Origin of the sequence: Streptomyces doebereineriae (assembly GCF_031845645.1) — a bacterium.
In the GTDB taxonomy this organism is placed as follows: Bacteria; Actinomycetota; Actinomycetes; order Streptomycetales; family Streptomycetaceae; genus Streptomyces; species Streptomyces canus.
In genome coordinates this window covers 177,049-194,959 of the sequence record NZ_JAVREZ010000015.1, presented here as the reverse complement: position 1 = coordinate 194,959, position 17,911 = coordinate 177,049, and the positions used below count along the sequence as shown (strand labels likewise).

At 70.2% G+C, this 17,911-nt stretch carries 14 protein-coding genes and 1 pseudogene; 9 read left to right on the top strand and 6 right to left on the bottom strand.

Annotated features, from left to right (window positions below; genetic code table 11):
- Nucleotides 1-622: 622 nt before the first annotated feature.
- Nucleotides 623-1,045 carry a thermonuclease family protein gene (locus tag RNB18_RS35445; RefSeq protein ID WP_311718251.1) on the bottom strand — a complete coding sequence of 141 codons (423 nt, stop codon included), beginning with the start codon at nt 1,043-1,045 and terminating at the stop codon, nt 623-625.
- A 61-nt stretch (nt 1,046-1,106) separates the two neighbouring features.
- A pseudogene (locus tag RNB18_RS35440) lies at nt 1,107-1,220 on the bottom strand (LexA family protein); the annotation flags it as partial.
- A 284-nt stretch (nt 1,221-1,504) separates the two neighbouring features.
- Between RNB18_RS35440 and RNB18_RS35435 the strand changes: the two are divergent.
- From RNB18_RS35435 to RNB18_RS35410, 6 genes are read left to right on the top strand one after another with little or no spacing between them, the layout of a single operon-like run.
- The gene (locus RNB18_RS35435) at nt 1,505-4,045 is read left to right on the top strand and encodes a Pls/PosA family non-ribosomal peptide synthetase (protein ID WP_311718177.1); all 2,541 of its coding nucleotides are present in this window, start codon (nt 1,505-1,507) and stop codon (nt 4,043-4,045) included.
- A complete protein-coding gene (locus tag RNB18_RS35430; protein WP_311718176.1) occupies nt 4,045-6,504 on the top strand; it encodes an amino acid adenylation domain-containing protein in 2,460 nt (819 codons plus the stop codon). Before RNB18_RS35435 ends, RNB18_RS35430 begins: the two co-directional genes overlap by 1 nt.
- A 30-nt stretch (nt 6,505-6,534) precedes the next feature.
- The gene (locus RNB18_RS35425; RefSeq protein ID WP_311718175.1) at nt 6,535-7,551 is read left to right on the top strand and encodes a TauD/TfdA family dioxygenase; all 1,017 of its coding nucleotides are present in this window, start codon (nt 6,535-6,537) and stop codon (nt 7,549-7,551) included.
- Nucleotides 7,548-8,615, top strand: coding sequence for a 2,3-diaminopropionate biosynthesis protein SbnB (gene sbnB, locus RNB18_RS35420; protein ID WP_311718174.1), 1,068 nt, complete (start codon nt 7,548-7,550; stop codon nt 8,613-8,615). Before RNB18_RS35425 ends, sbnB begins: the two co-directional genes overlap by 4 nt.
- A gap of 43 nt (nt 8,616-8,658) precedes the next feature.
- Nucleotides 8,659-9,648: a 2,3-diaminopropionate biosynthesis protein SbnA gene (sbnA, locus tag RNB18_RS35415; protein ID WP_311718173.1), complete on the top strand. Its 990-nt coding sequence runs from the start codon at nt 8,659-8,661 to the stop codon at nt 9,646-9,648.
- Nucleotides 9,649-9,658: 10 nt separating this feature from the next.
- Nucleotides 9,659-10,381: a 4'-phosphopantetheinyl transferase family protein gene (locus RNB18_RS35410; protein ID WP_311718172.1), complete on the top strand. Its 723-nt coding sequence runs from the start codon at nt 9,659-9,661 to the stop codon at nt 10,379-10,381.
- A 3-nt stretch (nt 10,382-10,384) separates the two neighbouring features.
- Here RNB18_RS35410 and RNB18_RS35405 read toward each other — a convergent pair whose 3' ends face one another.
- The 3 genes from RNB18_RS35405 to RNB18_RS35395 all read right to left on the bottom strand — a co-directional run bounded on the left by RNB18_RS35405 (nt 10,385) and on the right by RNB18_RS35395 (nt 12,158).
- Nucleotides 10,385-11,128, bottom strand: coding sequence for an anti-sigma factor (locus RNB18_RS35405; RefSeq protein ID WP_311718171.1), 744 nt, complete (start codon nt 11,126-11,128; stop codon nt 10,385-10,387).
- Nucleotides 11,125-11,736, bottom strand: coding sequence for an ECF RNA polymerase sigma factor SigK (gene sigK / locus RNB18_RS35400; protein WP_311718170.1), 612 nt, complete (start codon nt 11,734-11,736; stop codon nt 11,125-11,127). Before sigK ends, RNB18_RS35405 begins: the two co-directional genes overlap by 4 nt.
- 125 nt (nt 11,737-11,861) lie before the next feature.
- Nucleotides 11,862-12,158, bottom strand: a complete 297-nt coding sequence (locus tag RNB18_RS35395) for a hypothetical protein (RefSeq protein ID WP_311718169.1) — start codon at nt 12,156-12,158, stop codon at nt 11,862-11,864.
- 32 nt (nt 12,159-12,190) lie between these two features.
- Here RNB18_RS35395 and RNB18_RS35390 point away from each other — a divergent pair, with 32 nt between their 5' ends.
- Nucleotides 12,191-13,717, top strand: coding sequence for an ISL3 family transposase (locus tag RNB18_RS35390; RefSeq protein ID WP_311718168.1), 1,527 nt, complete (start codon nt 12,191-12,193; stop codon nt 13,715-13,717).
- A gap of 155 nt (nt 13,718-13,872) precedes the next feature.
- Here the strand turns inward: RNB18_RS35390 and RNB18_RS35385 are convergent, their stop codons facing one another.
- A complete protein-coding gene (locus tag RNB18_RS35385) occupies nt 13,873-15,372 on the bottom strand; it encodes a hypothetical protein (RefSeq protein WP_311718167.1) in 1,500 nt (499 codons plus the stop codon).
- A gap of 116 nt (nt 15,373-15,488) precedes the next feature.
- On the opposite strand from RNB18_RS35385, the gene RNB18_RS35380 reads away from it, so the two are divergent.
- Entirely contained in the window at nt 15,489-15,956 is a 468-nt protein-coding gene (locus RNB18_RS35380) for a Ku family protein (protein ID WP_311718166.1), read from the top strand.
- Nucleotides 15,957-16,661: 705 nt separating this feature from the next.
- The gene (locus RNB18_RS35375; RefSeq protein ID WP_394817724.1) at nt 16,662-17,900 is read left to right on the top strand and encodes an IS110 family RNA-guided transposase; all 1,239 of its coding nucleotides are present in this window, start codon (nt 16,662-16,664) and stop codon (nt 17,898-17,900) included.
- Nucleotides 17,901-17,911 lie beyond the last annotated feature (11 nt).

Here is a 17,911-nt window from a genome sequence, read left to right as displayed (position 1 = left end):
GCGATCATCATGGCAGGGCGGTCCCCGTGGACCCATGCCGGGGGAGGAGGTTCAGGCTCTGTCGACGATCTTGAGACATCGGCAAGATCACGGCGGTGAAGTAGGTGTCTGCGGAGGAGATCGAGGTTGGCCCGGCCAAATCCCATGCGTTTGATGAGCTTGACGTGTCACGTGCCCCTCGGCCTGGCCTGAGCTCCAGGAGGTGGGAAAGACCGCGGTAGCGGCGTCGATGTCGGGGCGCAGGTTGGCCAGGGAGTGCAGGGCGGTCAGATCGTCCGCGAGGTCCAGGACCATCCAGGCGGGCAGGAGGTCACTGGATGGTCGCGCGTCATGGTGGCGAAGTCGCGGACGTGGCGTGTGGCGGAGACGCCCCCGCTGGTGGGTTTCTGACGGGCGGTCGTCGGCGAGGTGTCGTTTTCGTCGGCAAGGTGCCGTAGTTCAGTCTCAGACGAAAGAGTCGCCCGGCCGCAGTACCCGTCGCACCATGCAGACCGGCACATGCGCGAACACGGCGTCCACCGAGGCGTCCGCGAGTGGCAGTGGTTCGTGAAACGTCGTGGTCGGCGTGCGGGCCGATCATGCCGATGATCAGCCGGACGAGCTGGTTCAGCTAGTGGGCGGATCAGTTGGCATCGCAGCCGATGCCGTCTCCGTCCCGGTCAAGGTGGTGCGGGTCATCGGGGCCGACCCAGACGGGGCCGGACAGGTCCGAGCAGTCCACGTCGGGGACACCAGCGGGAGGCCCGTCCGGGAGGTCTGGGCGTGCCGGGGTGTCCGGGGCAGGCGAGTCTGGCGGGTTTGGGGGAGCGATGGAGGTCCCTGGCTGCTCGGGGCAGGCGTTCCACAGGCCGGATCGGGCCTGTTGCGCGGCGTCCTGGGCGTTGGAGATCCTGGGCCAGTACTTGTCCTTGGGTGGGTAGAGGACGGCCTTGGCGTGACCGCTGAGGACGAGGGACTGGTTGACGAAGGTGCCTTGCTCGTTCCACACGTTCAGCAGGTACCGGTCATAGCGGTCGGTGAGTTCGGCGTCGCGTTCGGCGCGGATGCGGCTGCCCGGTGGCAGGAGGAAGAGGGCGTGCCTTCGAAAGGCCAGTCCGCCGCAGCCGTCATACGCTCCGCAACACTGCCACCACCTTGCCGAGGATGGTCCACGTCGTCGCCGGGGTCGGCTCGTAGGCGCAGTTGTGCGGGAGGAGCCAGACGTGGCCGTCCTCGCGCTTCCTCGCAGTCCGGCGCGTGCAGCACTCCGTGGGCCGGACCCCGGGCCCACGCCGGGCCGGCTCTGACGGACATCGCGGCAGGAGCGTGATCGGAGTGTCTGGGCGCTCTCGAAGAGCATGACCCGAGTCGCTGGTGGCCGCGATCGCCGGCTGTGAGGCATCCGTCTGGTGAGACAGCCGTTCGCGTTTCGAGAAGAAGGCCCGGACATTCATACGTTGGCTGCCCGGCTACGAACCCCAGTGAGGCGGAACACGCGACAGTCGGCAGCCGAGGGGGTCCTCTCATGGCGGGACAGCAGCTTCAGGAGGTGGCGAGGGGCCTCGTGGAGGAGGCCCGGCTCCGTGAAGCGCCGCCGGATCCGGCCGTGGTGTCCGTTGTCGCCGAGCGGCTCGCCGGGTTGCTGGCGGAGGTCGCGCACCTGGACGAGGTGCGTGTCGACAGCGACTTCTTCGATGATCTCGGCGCCGACTCCCTGGTGATGGCGCACTTCTGCGCGCGGGTGAGGAACCGGCCGGACCTACCGCCCGTGTCGATGCGCGACGTCTACCAGCATCCGACCGCCGGCGGGCTGGCAGCTGCGCTTGTCGGCAGCGCGCCTGCACCACCGGGCGAAACCGAGGCCCCCAGCCCATCGGAACTGCCCAGGGCCATGGCCCGGGAGCCGGCTCCGCCGACCGGCCGCCCGCACCGTGTGCTTTGCGGGGCACTCCAGCTTCTGGCCTTCCTCGGCTATGCCCTTCTCCTCGCCGCCGTCTCCGCCCAGGGCTACGAATGGATCTCCGCGCAGGCGCACCTGCTCGACGCCTACCTGCGGAGCGTCGTGTTCGGCGCCGCGCTGCTCATCGTGCTGTGTGCCGTGCCCGTGATCGCCAAGTGGTTGCTGATCGGCCGGTTCACGCCGCGGAGGTTCCGTGTCTGGAGTCTTGCCTACTTCCGGTTCTGGCTGGTCAAGACGCTGATCCGGTCGAGCCCGCTGGTCCTGTTCGTCGGATCGCCGCTCTATCCGCTCTTCCTGCGGGTCCTGGGTGCGCGGATCGGCAGAGGAGCGACGATCCTTTCGCGCTCCGCCCCCGTCTGCACCGACCTGCTGACCGTCGGTGACGGCGCACTCGTCCGCAAGGACGTGCTGCTCAGCTGCTACCGCGCGGCCGACGGCGTGATCGAGACAGGGCCGGTCACCCTGGGCCGGGACGCGGTCGTCAGCGAGGCGACGGTGCTGGACATCGGAAGCCGGATCGGCGACGGATCCCGACTCGGGCACGCCTCCTCCCTGCACGCCGGCCAGGCGGTCCCCGACGGCGAGCACTGGCACGGCTCTCCCGCCCAGCCCGCGGACGGCGACTTCCCGGAGGTGGAGCCCGCCCGGTGCGGCACCGCACGGCGAGCGGTTCACGGTGTCCTGCTCATGCTTATGGCGCTGCTGGTGTACGTGCCGCTGGCGGTGGGCTGCCTGGACGTGCTGCTCTCCCGGGTGCTGGAGGGATCCGCGGTGATGAAGGCAGGCGGGGCGACGGTCCTCTACGTCGATCTGCTGGTGGTCACGAGCGTGGTCTTCTTCGGCGGCGTGATGGCCGCTCTCGCGGTCCTGGCCACCGTCCCACGGCTGCTCGGCAGGTTTGTCCGGCCTGGCCGGACGTACCCGCTGTTCGGCTTCCACCACACCGTGCATCGGACGATTGTCCTGATGACGAACAGGAAATTTCTGACCCGTCTGTTCGGCGACAGCTCCTGCATCGTGCACTACCTGCGCTGGATCGGATACCGGTTGTCTCCCGTGGAGCAGACCGGCTCGAACTTCGGCACAGCGGTCAAGCACGAGAGCCCCTACCTGAGCAGGGTCGGCACCGGGACCATGGTCGCGGACGGACTGTCCCTGATGAACGCCGAGTACTCCAGCACCTCCTTCCGCCTGTCGCCGACCGCGATCGGGGCGTACAACTTCCTCGGGAACCGGATCGCCTACCCTTCCGGTGGCCGGACCGGCGACAACTGCCTCCTCGCCACCAAGGTGGCGGTCCCCGTCAGTGGACCGATCCGGCACGATGTGGGACTTCTCGGCTCTCCCTGCTTCGAGATCCCGCGGGCGGTGGCGCGGGACAGTACCTTCGACGAACTCAAGAGCGGCAGCAGTCTGCGCCGCGGCCTCGCGGCCAAGAACCGGCACAACGCCGTCACCATGGCATGTCACCTGCTCACGGGATGGCTGTTCTTCTTCTGCGTCGTCCTGCTCTTCGCGCTCGCCGCGAGCCGGTACCCCGTGTGGGGCACAGCGGTCCTCGCGCTCGCCAACGCCGTCCTGCTGCCGTTCACCCTCCTCTACTACGTCCTCCTCGAGCGAGCCGTCACGGTGGCGCACCCTCCCGAGCCGCTGTTCTGCTCGATCTACGACCGCCGCTTCTGGCGTCGTGAGCGGTACTGGAAGGTGCCGTCCGAGACGTATCTGCACATCCTCGACGGCACGCCGTTCAAAAGCGTCGTGTGGCGCATGCTGGGCGTCCGGATCGGGGCGCGGGTCTTCGACGACGGCTGCCACCTCACGGAGCGCCCCATGGTCCGCATCGGGGACAGCTGCACCCTCAACGCGGGCAGTGTCCTGCAGTGCCACTCCCAGGAGGACGGCACGTTCAAGTCGGACCGCATTGCCCTCGGTGCCGGCTGCACCCTTGCCGTCGGAGCGTTCGTGCACTACGGCGTGACGGTTGGCGACGGCGCTGTGCTGGGTGCCGACTGCTTCCTCATGAAGGGCGAGTCGGTCCCCGAGCACACCCGATGGGCGGGGAATCCGGCCCGCCCGGCCCTCGACGAAAGCGGAGGTGCGCGGTGATGGCAGCGACAGCGACCGACGCCCGCGTCCCCGGATACGACAGCCGGGTCGAGGGCGGCTTCACGGCCGCGCCCCGATGGGCGATGGAGCCGATGCCCGGTACGGGGGAGCACGTCAGGCGCGTCCCCGGCGAAGTGACGGCGGCCCTGCGTCGGCGGGCCCGTGAACTCGGCGTGCCGCTCACCGCGATCCTCCTCGCGGCGCACACGCAGGTGCTCGCCCTGCTCTCGGGTGATCCCGATGTGCGCAGCGGCTATCTGGCCCCGGGCCGGCCCCGGCCACTGCCCTTCGAGCTGACGGCCGGGCCAGGCACCTGGCGCCGACTGGTGCTGGATGCCCGGCGGGCCGAGGCGGTGGCGCTGTCGCCCGGGACCAGCACACCGTCCCGGGGCGGCCCTGAAGTGGTGTTCGCGGCCGGGCACGAGGTCACCGTCCCGGTGGACGGTGGCGTGCTGCTCGGCGTTTCGGCGGGTGAGGAGCGCGGTCGGCTCGTGTTGCGCCTGAGGCACCGGACGGACCTGCTGGACGCGGGCTGCGCCGCCCGGGTCGGCGGATACCATCTCGCCGCGCTGGAAGCGATCGCCGCCGAAACTGACGCCCCTCGTCACCGGCGCAGCCTGCTGTCCGCGGACGAACTCCGGTTCCAGCTCGACGGGCTGGCGGGGCCGCGCCGCGCGCTGCCGGACCGCCGGTTCCACGAACTGTTCGAGGAGCGGGTGCGCAAGGCTCCGGATGCCGTCGCCGTGGTCCACCAGGGCCGCGGGTGGACGTACGCGGATCTCAACACGCGGGCCAACCGGCTGGCCCGCGCCCTGCTGGCCGAGGGGCTCGGCCCCGAGGACACGGTCGCCGTGGTGACCGAGCGCGACCCCCACTGGGCGGCCGGCGTGCTCGGCGTCCTCAAGGCCGGCGCCGTGTACCTGCCCGTCGACCCGCGTCACCCGGGCGGCCGCATCAGCGCGATGCTCAGCCGCGCCGACTGCTCGTACGTCCTCACCGACCCGGACAGCACCACGCAGCTGGACCGGGCGCTGGCTTCGCTCCCCGGGGTCCGGCGGCTCCTCGTCCCGGACGTCACCGACCGGGCCACCGACGGAACCGACCTCGGCCTGGACATACCGGCGGGCCGACTCGCGTACGTCTTCTTCACCTCCGGCTCCACCGGTGAGCCGAAGGGCGCGATGTGCGAGCACGCCGGCCTGCTCAACCACCTGTACGCCAAGATCGACGATCTGGGCATCGCCGAGGACACCGTGGTGGCGCAGACGGCCTCGCAGTGCTTCGACATCTCGCTGTGGCAGTTGCTCGCGGGGCTGCTGACGGGCGGGCGGACCCTGCTGGTCGAGCAGGACGCCATCCTCGACGCGGACCGGTTCCTGGACCGGATCACCGAGGGCCGCGTCAACGTCCTGCAGGTGGTGCCGTCCTATCTCGACGTCATCCTGTCCGCCCTGGAACGCCGCCCCCGGGACCTGCCGGACCTGCGGTGCGTGTCCGTCACCGGCGAGGCGCTGCGCGGGGAGCTGGTCCAGCGGTGGTTCGCCACCGGTCCCGCCGTGCGACTGGTCAACGCCTACGGACTGACCGAGACGTCCGACGACACCAACCACGAGGTGATGGACCGGCCGCCCGCCACCGACCGGATCCCACTCGGCCGGCCCATCGCCAACGTGTTCCAGTACGTCGTTGACGACACCCTGCGCCCGGTTCCGCTCGGGGCACCCGGCGCCATCGTCTTCTCCGGGGTTTGCGTGGGCCGCGGCTACATCAACGACGCCGAACGCACCCGGCTCGCCTACCTGGCCGACCCCCACCGCCCCGGCCAACGGCTCTACCGCGGAGGCGACTTCGGCCGCTGGCGGCCCGACGGGAAACTGGAGTTCCTCGGCCGCCGGGACGCGCAGGTGAAGATCCGGGGGTTCCGGGTCGAGATCGGCGAGGTCGAGAACGCGCTGCTGCGCGTGCCCGGCGTCATGGACTGCGCGGTCGTGGTGACCGGCGCGGAGGATCACGGCCGCCAGCTCGCCGCCTTCTGCACGAGCGAGGGTGCGGTGACCGCCGAGGACCTGCGGGAGCGGCTCGCGGACCTGCTCCCCGCGTACATGATCCCGGCGTCCTTCCACCAGCTGGTGCGCCTGCCGCTCACAGCCAACGGCAAGACCGACCGCAAGGCGCTCGCGGCGCTCGCCGAGGGCCTCGGTCCGGCCCGGGACTCCCGCGGCGCCCCGCGGACGCCGGCCGAACGGCGGCTCGCGGCGCAATGGGAGGCGGAACTCGGCCTACCGCCCGGACGGATCCGCCGGGACGACAACTTCTTCGACCTGGGGGGCACCTCCCTGTCGGCGGTACGCCTCGCGGTCGCGCTGGACCGGGTGATCTCCCCGCGCGACCTCGCCGGCCGTCCCGTACTGGCGGAACTGGCCCACCTGATCGACACCCGTACCGGCGGAGAACTGTGACAGACACGAGGAGTACGAGAGGAGATCGACATGCTGTCGGCACTCTTTCGCAAGAGCAGGGCCACCACGACACCGGCTCCCGAGCGCCTTCCGGTACTCGACGCCGCAGACACCCCGGACGCCACGGACGCGGCGGCCTGGGTGGCCGGCCGGCGGGACGCGCTGCGTGAACTCATCGCCGAGCGGGGGGCGCTCGTCGTTCGGGGCCTTGGCCTGCGAACCCCGGCCGACGTCGAGTCGGTCCTGCGCCAGGTGGCCGAGCGCCCCGTGGCCGAACGCGAGGCGTTCGCCGCCCGCGACCGCCACGCGGACGGCGTCTACTCGTCGTCGGCATGGCCACCCAACCAGCCCATGTGCATGCACCACGAACTCAGCTACGCCGTCCAGTATCCCGGCCTGCTGCTGTTCGCGTGCCTGGAGCCGCCCGCCGAAGGCGGTGCCACCGCCGTGGCAGACGCGACCGAAATGCTGCACGCGCTGCCCGCCGAACTCGTCGACCGTTTCGCTCGGGAGGGCTGGCTGCTCGACAGGGCCTACAACGAGGGGATCGGCGCGACGCTCGGTCAGTCCTTCGGCACCGGCGACCGCGGCGCGGTCGAGGCCTACTGCCGTGCCCATGCGATCGACTGGTCCTGGCAGCCGGACGGTTCGCTGCGCACGCGGCAGCACCGGCAGGCCGTCGTGCTGCACCCGGTCTCCGGCCGGCGCTGCTGGTTCAACCAGATCGCCTTTCTGAACGAGTGGACGATGGCACCCGAGGTCAGGGAGTTCCTGATCGACGAGTACGGACCGGACGGCCTGCCCTTCAACACCCGTTATGGCAACGGCGATCCGGTGCCTGCGGACGTCGTCGAGCAGATCAACAAGACGTACGAGGCCCATACCGTACGCCGGTCCTGGCAGCGCGGGGACCTGATGCTGGTGGACAACATCCGCACCGCGCACAGCCGGGAGGCGTACCGGGGGCCGCGGAACATCGTGGTGGCGATGGCCGACCCCGTGCGTCCCGGCCTTCCCGGACCGCAGACAGGAAGGGAAGCGGCATGACCACCGTGCACACCATCCCGCAGACCGCCCAGGCGGACGCCCCGGTGGTGCCGTCCTTCGCCGTCATCCCCGGAAGCCAGGTCAAGGAGGTGCTCCGGGGCCGTGAGAAGGCCGTGGTTGAGGTCGTCGAGGCGACGTACCGCCTGCACGGCGCCGGCCGCACGGTCAACCCGCCGTCCTCCTTCCTGCGCTTCCCCGACCGGCCGCGGTCGCGGATCATCGCGCTGCCCGCCTCGCTCGGCGGCGAGGGCCGGGTGGACGGCGTGAAATGGATCTCCAGCTGCCCCGCCAACGTCGCCTCGGGCATCCCCCGGGCGTCCGCCGTACTCATCCTCAACGACCCCACCACGGGCTACCCCTTCGCCTGCATGGAGAGCTCGATCATCAGCGCCGCCAGAACCGCCGCGTCCGCCGCTTCGGCGGCAGACCGGCTCAGCAGGGGACGACCGCGCCCCGCCCGCCTGGGGTTCGTCGGGGCGGGTCTGATCGCCCGCTACATCCACACCTACCTGGAGGGCACCGGCTGGTCCTTCGACGCCATCGGTGTACATGATCTGTCCCCCGACAGCGCCGCCGGCTTCCGCACCTACCTGGAGCAGTCCGGCGCCGTCGGACGCGTCACTGTGCACCGCAGCGCCGAGGAGCTGATCCGGCTCAGCGACCTGATCGTCTTCGCCACGGTCGCCGACCGGCCGCACATCACCGAGCCGTCCTGGTTCCGGCACAACCCGGTCGTGCTGCACGTGTCGCTGCGCGACCTCGCGCCGCAGGTGCTGCTCAGCGCCACCAACGTCGTCGACGACATCGACCACTGTCTCAGGGCCGCCACCTCACCGCATCTCACCGAACGCCTCACCGGCAACCGCGACTTCCTGCTCGGCACGCTCGACGACGTGATGGCCGGCCGTGTGACGGTCCGGGCCGACCGTCCGGCGGTCTTCTCACCGTTCGGCCTGGGCGTGCTGGACCTCGCGGTCGGCTCTTACGTCTACGACGAGGTGGCCCGATCCGGCGAACTGCGGGTCATCGACCACTTCTTTCACGAACTGAGCCGGCACGGCTGAGGGCGGAACTCGTCCACCGTCGGGCCTGTACGAGGAGAACATCGTGCCTGTCATATCCGTCCCCCACGCCTTCAACGAGGAGGACCTGTACGTCGACCTGGAGCCGATGACGGGCCACCGGCTCTTCCTCAAGTGCGAGGGCTTCAACTTCGCGGGTTCGATCAAGCTGAAGGCCGCGACCGAGATGGTGGAGTCCGCCGAGCGCAGCGGAACCCTCCGGCGGAACTCGATCCTGATCGAGTCCTCCTCCGGCAACCTCGGCGTGGCGTTGAGCATGATCGCCGCGAGCAAGGGCTACCGCTTCGTCTGCGTGACGGACTCCCGGTGCAACCTCGCCACCCGGCTGATGATGGAGGCCCTGGGCAGCCAGGTCCACGTCGTCTCCGACGAGCACGCCACGGGCGGTCTGCTGGGCGCGCGGCTGGCGCACCTGCGCGGTCTGTGCGCCGCGGACGACCGCTATGTGTGGCTGAGTCAGTACACCAACCCCGACAACTGGCGGGCTCACTACTTCAGGACGGCCCCGGCCATCGCCCGCTGGTTCCCGCGCCTGGACGTCCTGTTCATCGGCGTCGGCACGACCGGCACGCTGATGGGCTGCGCCCGCTGGTTCCGCTCCTGGCACCGGCCGGTGCGGATCGTCGCGGTGGACAGCGTCGGCTCCGCGATCTTCGGCGACCCGCCCGGACGGCGGATGATCCCCGGCCTCGGCATGAGCCTCCGGCCGCCCCTGCTCGACGAGAGTTACGTCGACGAAGCGGTCCGCGTCGAGGAGGCTGACGCCATCCGTACCTGCCGGACCCTGGCGAGGCGGGGCTTTTTGTTCGGCGGGTCGACCGGCACGGTCGTCAGCGGGGCGACGAGCTGGCTCGCCCGGCACGGAACGCCGGGCCTCACGCCCGTCGCGATCGCCCCGGACCTCGGTGAGCGCTACCTCGACACGATCTACCAGAGCAACTGGGTGCAGGCTCTGTACGGCGGTGACGCGATCGAGGACCCCCGCGCTGTGCGGGCGCCCTCCGACCGACCGTAGGCGGCCGTGCATGTGCCTCCTTCCCGTGCGACCGGTCCTGCGTCCCGAGCAGCTGACACCCGCCGCCTGGGCCAGGCCTCCGGAGCCGCCTCGTCCCGGCCGGCCCAGGCTGTGGCTGGCACGGGCGGAGGACCTCCTGGGCACCGTCACCCCGCTCGCCGGCACACTGCTGGACAGCCGGGAAAGGGCGCGGGCCGCGGCACTTCACCGGGTGCCGGACCAGGACGGCTACCGGGTCGCCCACGTGTGCCTGCGCATGCTCCTCGGCGCCTACCTCGGGCTCCAGCCGTCGGACGTGACGCTGGTACGGCAATCCTGCCCCGTGTGCCGGGCGCCGCACGGCCGTCCCGACGTGCCCGGCGTGCCCCTGTGCTTCTCCGTCTCCCGTACCGACGGTTTCTGCCTGCTCGCCTTCGCGGACACAGCGGTCGGCGCGGACATCGAACGGCTGCCCGCCTCCGACGTCGTCTCCGGCCTCACGGCGACGCTGCATCCCCGGGAGGCCGCCGAGCTCGCCGCGTGTCCGCCGGACCGGCGGCCCGCCGCCTTCGCCCGCCTGTGGACGCGCAAGGAGGCCTATCTGAAAGGGCTCGGCACCGGACTCGGACGTGACCTCCGCCTCGACCACCTCGGCAGCTCCGCGCGCGGGCCCTGCCGGGTGCCGGGGTGGAGCATCGACGACGTGGCGGTGGGGAGGGGATGCGCGGCCGCCGTCGCGGTGGCCGCGCAGTGATCGTCACGCGGGGACGGAGATGACGCCGAGGGGGTGCGTGGTGGGCTGGCGGGAGCCACCGGCCGGTTCCACCGTGACGCAGACGCCAGTGGCCCCGCCGAGGGGCCCGTCCAGGACACGTGCCTCACGTCCGCTCTCGGTGGACAGCAGTCCGGCCGGCCGGAACTGCCCCGATTCGGTGTACCAGAGTTGGTAGACCCGGTCGTCGGTGAGCGGCGGCAGCCCGGAGCCGAAGAAGGCGGACCGGCCCTGCGCCCGGGAGACGACCACGCTCGCGGTCCCGCCGCGCGCGAGCTCCTTGGTGCTGATCGTGGCGTCGGGGGCGGTCAGGACATCGGCGAGTTGCTGGTACTCGGCACGATCCTGGACGGACTGCTCACGTGCGGTTTCGGCCTCGGAGCTCTGCCACCAGGCGACACCTCCGAGAGCCAGGGCTGCCGCCACGGACGCGGCCAGCGCCAGCTTCACACCCCCCTGCCGACGGCGTCGGCTCCGAGACGCGAATGCGTCGGGTGGGACCTGACGTACGGTGGCGATCTGGTCGAGCACCCGGCGGCGCAGGTCCGCGGAGGGCGCGCTCGTCTCGGCCGCCCCCAACCCGACGGCCGCCTTGGACAACTGTTCGGCCTCCAGACGGCATGGGAGACAAGAGGCCAGGTGGTTCTCGAAGGCAGCTTCCTCAGCGGCCGGCAGCGCGTGCAGCACATACGCGCCGACATCGAGATGCGGGTCGTCGGTGAGGTTCACGAACCGGCCTCCATACAGTCGTACAGGCGCTTCAGCCCCTGACGCATCCGTGACTTGATGGTTCCCGGCGGCGTCGAGAGGGCCTCGGCGACCTCCGCGTACGTCAGCCCCTCGTAGTAGGCCAGCACCAGGGGCAGCCTCAGCTCGCGGGCCAACTCGGTCAGGCAGCGGAAGACCACGCGCTGTTCCTCCCGCACCTCGACCTCTTCGGCGACGGTGTCGAAGGACCGTTCCTGTTCCCGGACCGCGGCACGCAGCTCGCGGGCGCGGCCCGCGGCGACGGACCGCACCCGGTCCACCGCGCGGCGGTGCGCGAGGGTCAGCACCCAGTTCCGGGCGGCCCCGCGCGCCGGCTGGAACTGCTTGGCGGTCCGCCACACCTCCACCATCACGTCCTGGGTCACCTCCTCCGCCTGTGCCTTGTCCCGCACCACACGGCACGCCAGTCCCATCACCGTGTCCACCAGGGCCTCGTACAGTCCGGCGAAGGCCTCTTCGTCGCCATCAGCGGCGCGGACGAGCAACTGGTCCAGCCCGGGGTCGTCCGTGGACTCTCCTCGCCGCCCTTGCGTGTCACCTTTCCTCTGAGATCCGGTTCCTCGGTCCATCGCGCCTCCTCGGCTCAGCTCGACACTGGCCCCCTTCCGCGAAGAGCGCATCCGGTCCAAAGCCGTCCGTCTGACAGATTCACCTGCCTGCCGCAGCATTCCCCCGCATCCTTTGTTCGGAGCTGTCACGGCCACAGATCAAGATCAGTCACCTCCGGAGTGCGAAAGGGGGCCGCCGGTGACCCCGGCAGCCCCTCCTCTCGCCTCCTGGACCTGACTCCGGCTCCTTCCGTGGTGAACTTCAGCTTGCCCTCGTCCAAGATCAGGAACGCGTCGGCGGTGACGTTCGTGAACGGCTTGAACGCCGTCTCCTGGGCCGCCGCGGCGGCCGCCCTGTCCGCCTCTGGGGCGGCTACGCCGCCCACTCCAGCCCTAGGTCTGCCGGCAGCTGGTGTGTGTCCGCAGCAGGTCTCCCGTGCCATGGGTGCAGTGCGGACGTGCTTGCTCTCCGCAGTTGAACAAGCTGCTGTTTTCCTCGGTCGAGGGCGTGTTGGTGGAATCGGTCGAGCTGATCGACACGGTCGTCCGGGTCGAGGCCCGTACGACCGCGGGGCGGGCGGCCTGTCCGGGGTGCGGGTGCTGGTCGGGGCGCATTCACGGCTCCTACCTGCGATTTCCTCGTGATTTGCCGACGGCGGGCAAGTTCGTCGGGGTGTCGTTGCGGGTGCGGCGGTTCGTCTGCGAGGAGGAATCCTGCGAGCGCATGACCTTCGCCGAGCAAGTACTCGGTCTCACCCGCAGGTTCGGGCGACGGACCGAGCGGCTGCGGTCGACGCTGGTGTCGGTCGGTCTTGCGCTCGCGGGCCGGGCCGGTGCCCGGATGACGGGCGCCTTCAAGGTTCCGGTCAGCCGGAACACCCTGTTGAGGCTGATCGCCTCGCTTCCGGACCCCGCCGTCGCAGTACCCCGCGTGGTCGGCGTGGACGAGTACGCCCAGCGCAAGGGCCGTGTCTACGGAACCGTGCTCGTCGACGTCGAGACACGTCGCCCGGTCGACCTCCTTCCCGACCGGGAGGCGGACACGCTCGCTGCCTGGCTCGCCGAGCGGCCGGGCATCGAGATCGTCTGCCGTGACCGGGCGCCCTTCTTCGCCGAGGGCGCCACCCGTGGCGCCCCGCAGGCCCTCCAGGTCGCCGACCGGTGGCATCTCTGGCACAACCTGGGCGAAGCCGCCGAGAAGTGCGTCTACCGGTACCGCGGCTGCTTGCGCCCCACGCCGGCGCAGCCTGAGGAACTCCAGGATGAGCCGGAGCCAGCCATGCCGTCGCCCTGGCCGACGGGGCACCGGTTCGCCGAACGCACCCGCGCCAAGCACGCCACCATCCACGCTCTCCTGGCCGCCGGTCACAGCATGCGGTCCGTTGCCCGGCAGCTCGGGATGACCCTCAACACGATCCTGCGCTTCTCCCGCGCCACCACCCCGGAGGAGATGTTCACCGGGCAGTGGCAAAACCGTGCGACCAGGCTCGATGACTACAAGCCCTACCTCGATCAGCGCTGGCAGGAAGGCTGCACCAACGCCGGGAAACTGTGGGAGGAGATCAAGGAACAGGGCTATCCCCGCGGCTACGCCGGCGTTCGCGACTACGTCAGCAGGACGCTTCGCGGCAAACCCCAACCGGTCGGCCCCCGCCCGCCGTCGGCCCGCGCCGTCACCCGCTGGATCCTCACCCACCCCGACGCCCTACCCGAAGGCGACCGGCTCCAGCTCAAAGCCGTCCTGGCCAACTGCCCCGAACTGACGGCACTTGCCGAGCACGTGCGCTCCTTCGGGCACATGGTCGCCCATCTCCAGGGCGAGCAGTTGCCGACCTGGATCGAAGCGGCCACCTCCACCACCGAACTGCCCAGCCTCCGGCACTTCGCCCAACACCTCGAACGCGACCTCGACGCCGTCACCGCCGGCCTCACACTGCCCTGGAACTCCGGTGTCGTGGAGGGTCATGTCAACCGGATCAAGAAGAAGTGGACCAGAGCCTGAGAAGGGGGAACGTTTGTAGACGAGTTGCAGGAGCAGTCGCTTTTGCTGGTGTGCGGAATGTTGATCAGATTCGGAAACACTCGCCCGGCGTGTTGGCGTCAGTCGATGGCCGACGGGGCTTGCCATGCCCGTGATCGCTACGTGGGTGTCGTCTCTCAGCGTCGGGCCGCCGTCGGCGCGGTGACGGCGCCGTTCAGGCATTGGTCGAGGAGTGCGTGCATGCGGGGGACGGGGAGGGACGGGTTGGCCGCGGCGCCCTCTGCCGTGCGGAGGTCGGTGAGGAGGGTTTCCAGGGTCTCGGGTGGCAGGGTCGGGTTGGCGGCGGCTGCCCGGCGTACTGCATCGTCGGGGTCTCCCAGCGGAGGTTCGGGCAGGGTGGGGTCGGCCGCGGCCAGGGCGCGCACCTCGGGGTCCGGGTGGGCGATGAGGTGGGTCCGGCCGGTGCGGGGGAACGCGGGCAGGGTCAGCAGGTGCGGACGGTGGGCCGGGCGGGTCACGAAGACGTCCAGGAGGAGGTGCGGCGGAGCGAGCGGGTGGTGGCAGGCCAGTCGGATCCTGACCTCCTCGTCGTCGTCCTGCGCGAGGGTCTCGACGAGTTCCGCCGACAGGCCGGGCCAGCTCGCCGCGACCCGGCGGAGCACCGGTTCCTCGTACGCAGCGCAGGTGGCGTACCAGTCCGGCGACGGCTCGGTGGCCGGCTGCGTGATCGGGCAGGTGCAGTCGGGCCCATGATCGACGACCTTTTGGACCTCCTGGAATTCGTCCCAGGTACGGATGGAGGGCTGGAGGCGGGCACGCATCCGCACGTCCTCGTCCGGATCGTGTCTCAGCTCCGCCGCCGCCGGTCCCAGGTCGGGCCGGGTGGCGACCAGCCTGCGGATCTCTGTATCGGGGTGGCGGGCGAGCCGGGCGAGAGCGTCGGCCGGGGTATGGCGGTTCCGGGCCAGCGGGTGCACCTCGTCGGCCGCGAAGCACCGCTCGACGACCGCAGGTGACAGGGCACAGGTGCTGAGCACGAACACCGCGTGGCGTGATCCGATGGGCGGGAGCTCGGCCTCCACCGCCTCCGGGTCCAGCTGCCGGCTGCCCCTCCTGGCTGCTTCCCGTACGGCGGGGTCCGAGTCGTCGAGCAGGGCATGGCGCTGCGCAGCGGTGAGCGACTGCCACTGGAAGGCGGCATACAGACGGAGTGCGGGGTGATCGTGACCGGCCATGTCCCGCGGGAAGGACAGAGGGACCTGCCGGGAGGACCAGAGCTCCCCGACGATCTCCTTTTCGGTGACCCTGCCGTCCTCGCCTCCGTCCTGGGCGGTCAGGAAGGTGACGAGGATGTCGGCCGGCAGGGGCCGGACCCACCGGGGCTGGAGCCTGGTGCCGCCGGCGAGATACGCACGGACGAGTCCCGAAGGGTCCGATGCCAAGGGAGCGAGTCGCGCCGGGTCGACGTGCAGGTTGCGGGCGAGGGCACGGCGGATCCGCTCGACCGGGTGGCGGAGGGCCGCGTCGATGACGGCGCCGGGCAGGTCACGGCCCTCGCACATCAGCAATCCGGCCTCACCGGCCGCTTCGTCCAGGAGACGTATCAGCACGTCGGCGGGCGCCGCCGCGTTGAAGGCGATGCCGCGCAGCCACAGTTCACGCAGAGAGTCGGACACCGCGTCATCCTGCCACCTCGCCTCCTGGACCGGGCTGCCCGATGGCTCCCTCGTCGGCGCTGACCGGTGGCTCCGTCCGCAGGGCTTCAGACCACGTTGCGAAAGCCTTGCTCATCATGCGTACCCTGCCCGTGCGCGGCACACCGTCAGGCTCCGCATCTTCTCCCGCCGACGGATGCGCGACATCCGGGGCGAGTCAGCGAGAAGTCCGCGATCCGGCCGCCGTCGACCCGCCGCACGAGACGGTGTCGGAAAAGGAGATCGAGGGCGCGCTCGCGCTCATCGACCGCATGACCCAGGACGGCCTTGAGGGCCCGGAGTTCACCGACACCTACACCGACGCCCTGGCAAAGATCATCGAGGCGAAGCGGGAAGAGAAGCCCCTTCCCCAAGCCCCGGAGCCCGAGCAGCCGGGCAAGGTCCTTGATCTCATGGCCGCTCTCAATGAGTTCGTCCAGCAGGCCAAGGCCTCACGCGGCGAGGACGCCGATGTCCACGAGATGCCGAAGAAGAAGACCGCGAAGAAGCAGCCGGCCAAGAAGACCACGAAGAAGACGACTGCACGCCGATCACGCAGCGCCTGATGGTTCTGCCGCGCGCAGGGGGTGCCGGTGTCGGGCTGCCGCCCGGGGTCCACGACGTGCATGCGTTGCGCTGGGTGTTGCGCCAACGTGTTGCGGTAGGTGTTGCGCTGGATGTTGCGCGAGCCTTCACAGCACTTCGGAGTTCGCCCAGGCCACGCCGCACGTATGACGTGGTCGGGCCGCGGACATCCCCGTTGTGACCACCTTCGCCCATGCCCTAATCCGTAGTTAAGGGCGTTCCGATGGAGCGGATGCTCCACGGATGTTCGAGTACGGAGTTGCGACGCCTCTGGCCACCCGGGTCGACTGAGACCTCCGCATAGAGAGGCGCGCGGTCCTGGTACTCGGAGTGGTGGCGGTTGCGTGGGTGCCGGACGGATGCCTTCGCCAGACCTGGCTTTGACGCCTCGATGCAGAGCGGCGGCGTCCGGCGTCTTCGCGGCCGACACCACGAACGTCAACACCCGTCGCTTGATCACTCGTTGGGGTTGGTGGTGCGAGCCCACTGCATGGTGACCTCTTAATGTGCCCGAGCCGTTCGAGCTCCCGCGCAGACCGAGGCCCGTGAGGTGCGCTGGTGCCACGAACGGCTAGTGAGGTGTCGGCCCGACCCGAGCTGCGGTCGAGGCCTGGGATTAGGTCGCTCGCGTGGCCCGCATGCGCTCGTGACCAGCGAGAACACCAGAAAAGTTGGGGAGGAAAACCTTGATCTACTGCGGAATCGACTGGGCGGAACGCACCCATGACGTCGCGCTGGTCGACGACACTGGCCAGTTACTCGCCAAGCGGCACATCACCGACGACGCGGCGGGCTACAAGATCCTGCTGGAACTACTTGCCGAGCACGGCGACACCGAGGAGAACCCGATCCCGGTGGCGATCGAGACATCCCGCGGCCTGCTCGTTGCCGTGCTGCGGACTGGGACGCGGAAGGTGTTCGCAATCAACCCGATGGCGGCCGCCCGCTACCGCGACCGCCACTCGGTTTCGCGCAAGAAGTCCGACCCCGGCGATGCCCTCGTCCTGGCGAACATCCTGCGCACCGACATGCATGCACACCGGCCCCTGCCGGGCGACAGCGACCTCGGTCGTGCCATCGCCGTCCTTGCCCGGGCCCAGCAGGACGCTCTGTGGAACCGGCAGCAGATCGCCAACCAGCTCCGCTCGCTGCTACGCGAGTACTACCCGGCCGCCCTGGAAGCCTTCGCGGGCTGGGCCAACGGCTTGTGCCGCCCTGAGGCCCGCGAGCTCCTCAAGGCCGCGCCGACCCCGTCGCGGGCCGCGCGGCTGACCCGCGCACAGCTTCAGGCCGCACTCAAGCGGGCTGGCCGTAAACGCGGCATCGAGGCGGAGGCCGACCGCCTCCGCGACGTCTTCCGCGCTGAGTGGGCCCACCAGCCGCTGCTCGTCGAGGACGCGCTCGGCAAGCAGATGCTCGCCCTCCTCATCCAGCTGGAAGCCGCTTGCACCGCCACCGACGACCTCGCGAAGGCGGTGGAAGAGGCGTTCCCACAGCACCCGGACGCCGAGATCCTGCTGAGCTTCCCCGGGCTTGGCATCCAGCTCGCCGCCCGGATCCTGGCTGAGATCGGGGACGACCGCACCCGCTTTGCCGACGCCCGCGGTCTAAAGGCATACGCCGGCGCCTCGCCCATCACCGGGGCCTCTGGGAAGAAGTCGTCCATCACCCGCCGATGGGTGAAGAACGACCGGCTCAACCACGCTGGCTACCTCTGGGCCTTCGCCGCCCTCCGCCACTCACTCGGAGCCAACGCCCACTACCGGCGCCGCCGTGAGACCGGCGACTGGCACGCCGCCGCCCAGCGCAACCTCTTCAACCGCATGATCGGCCAGCTCTACCACTGCCTCCAGCACTGCAAGCGTTTTGACGAGACCCTAGCCTTTCCGCCCCCGCTCGAAGCCGCAGAATCAGCCGCCGCATAGATCACAGTTGG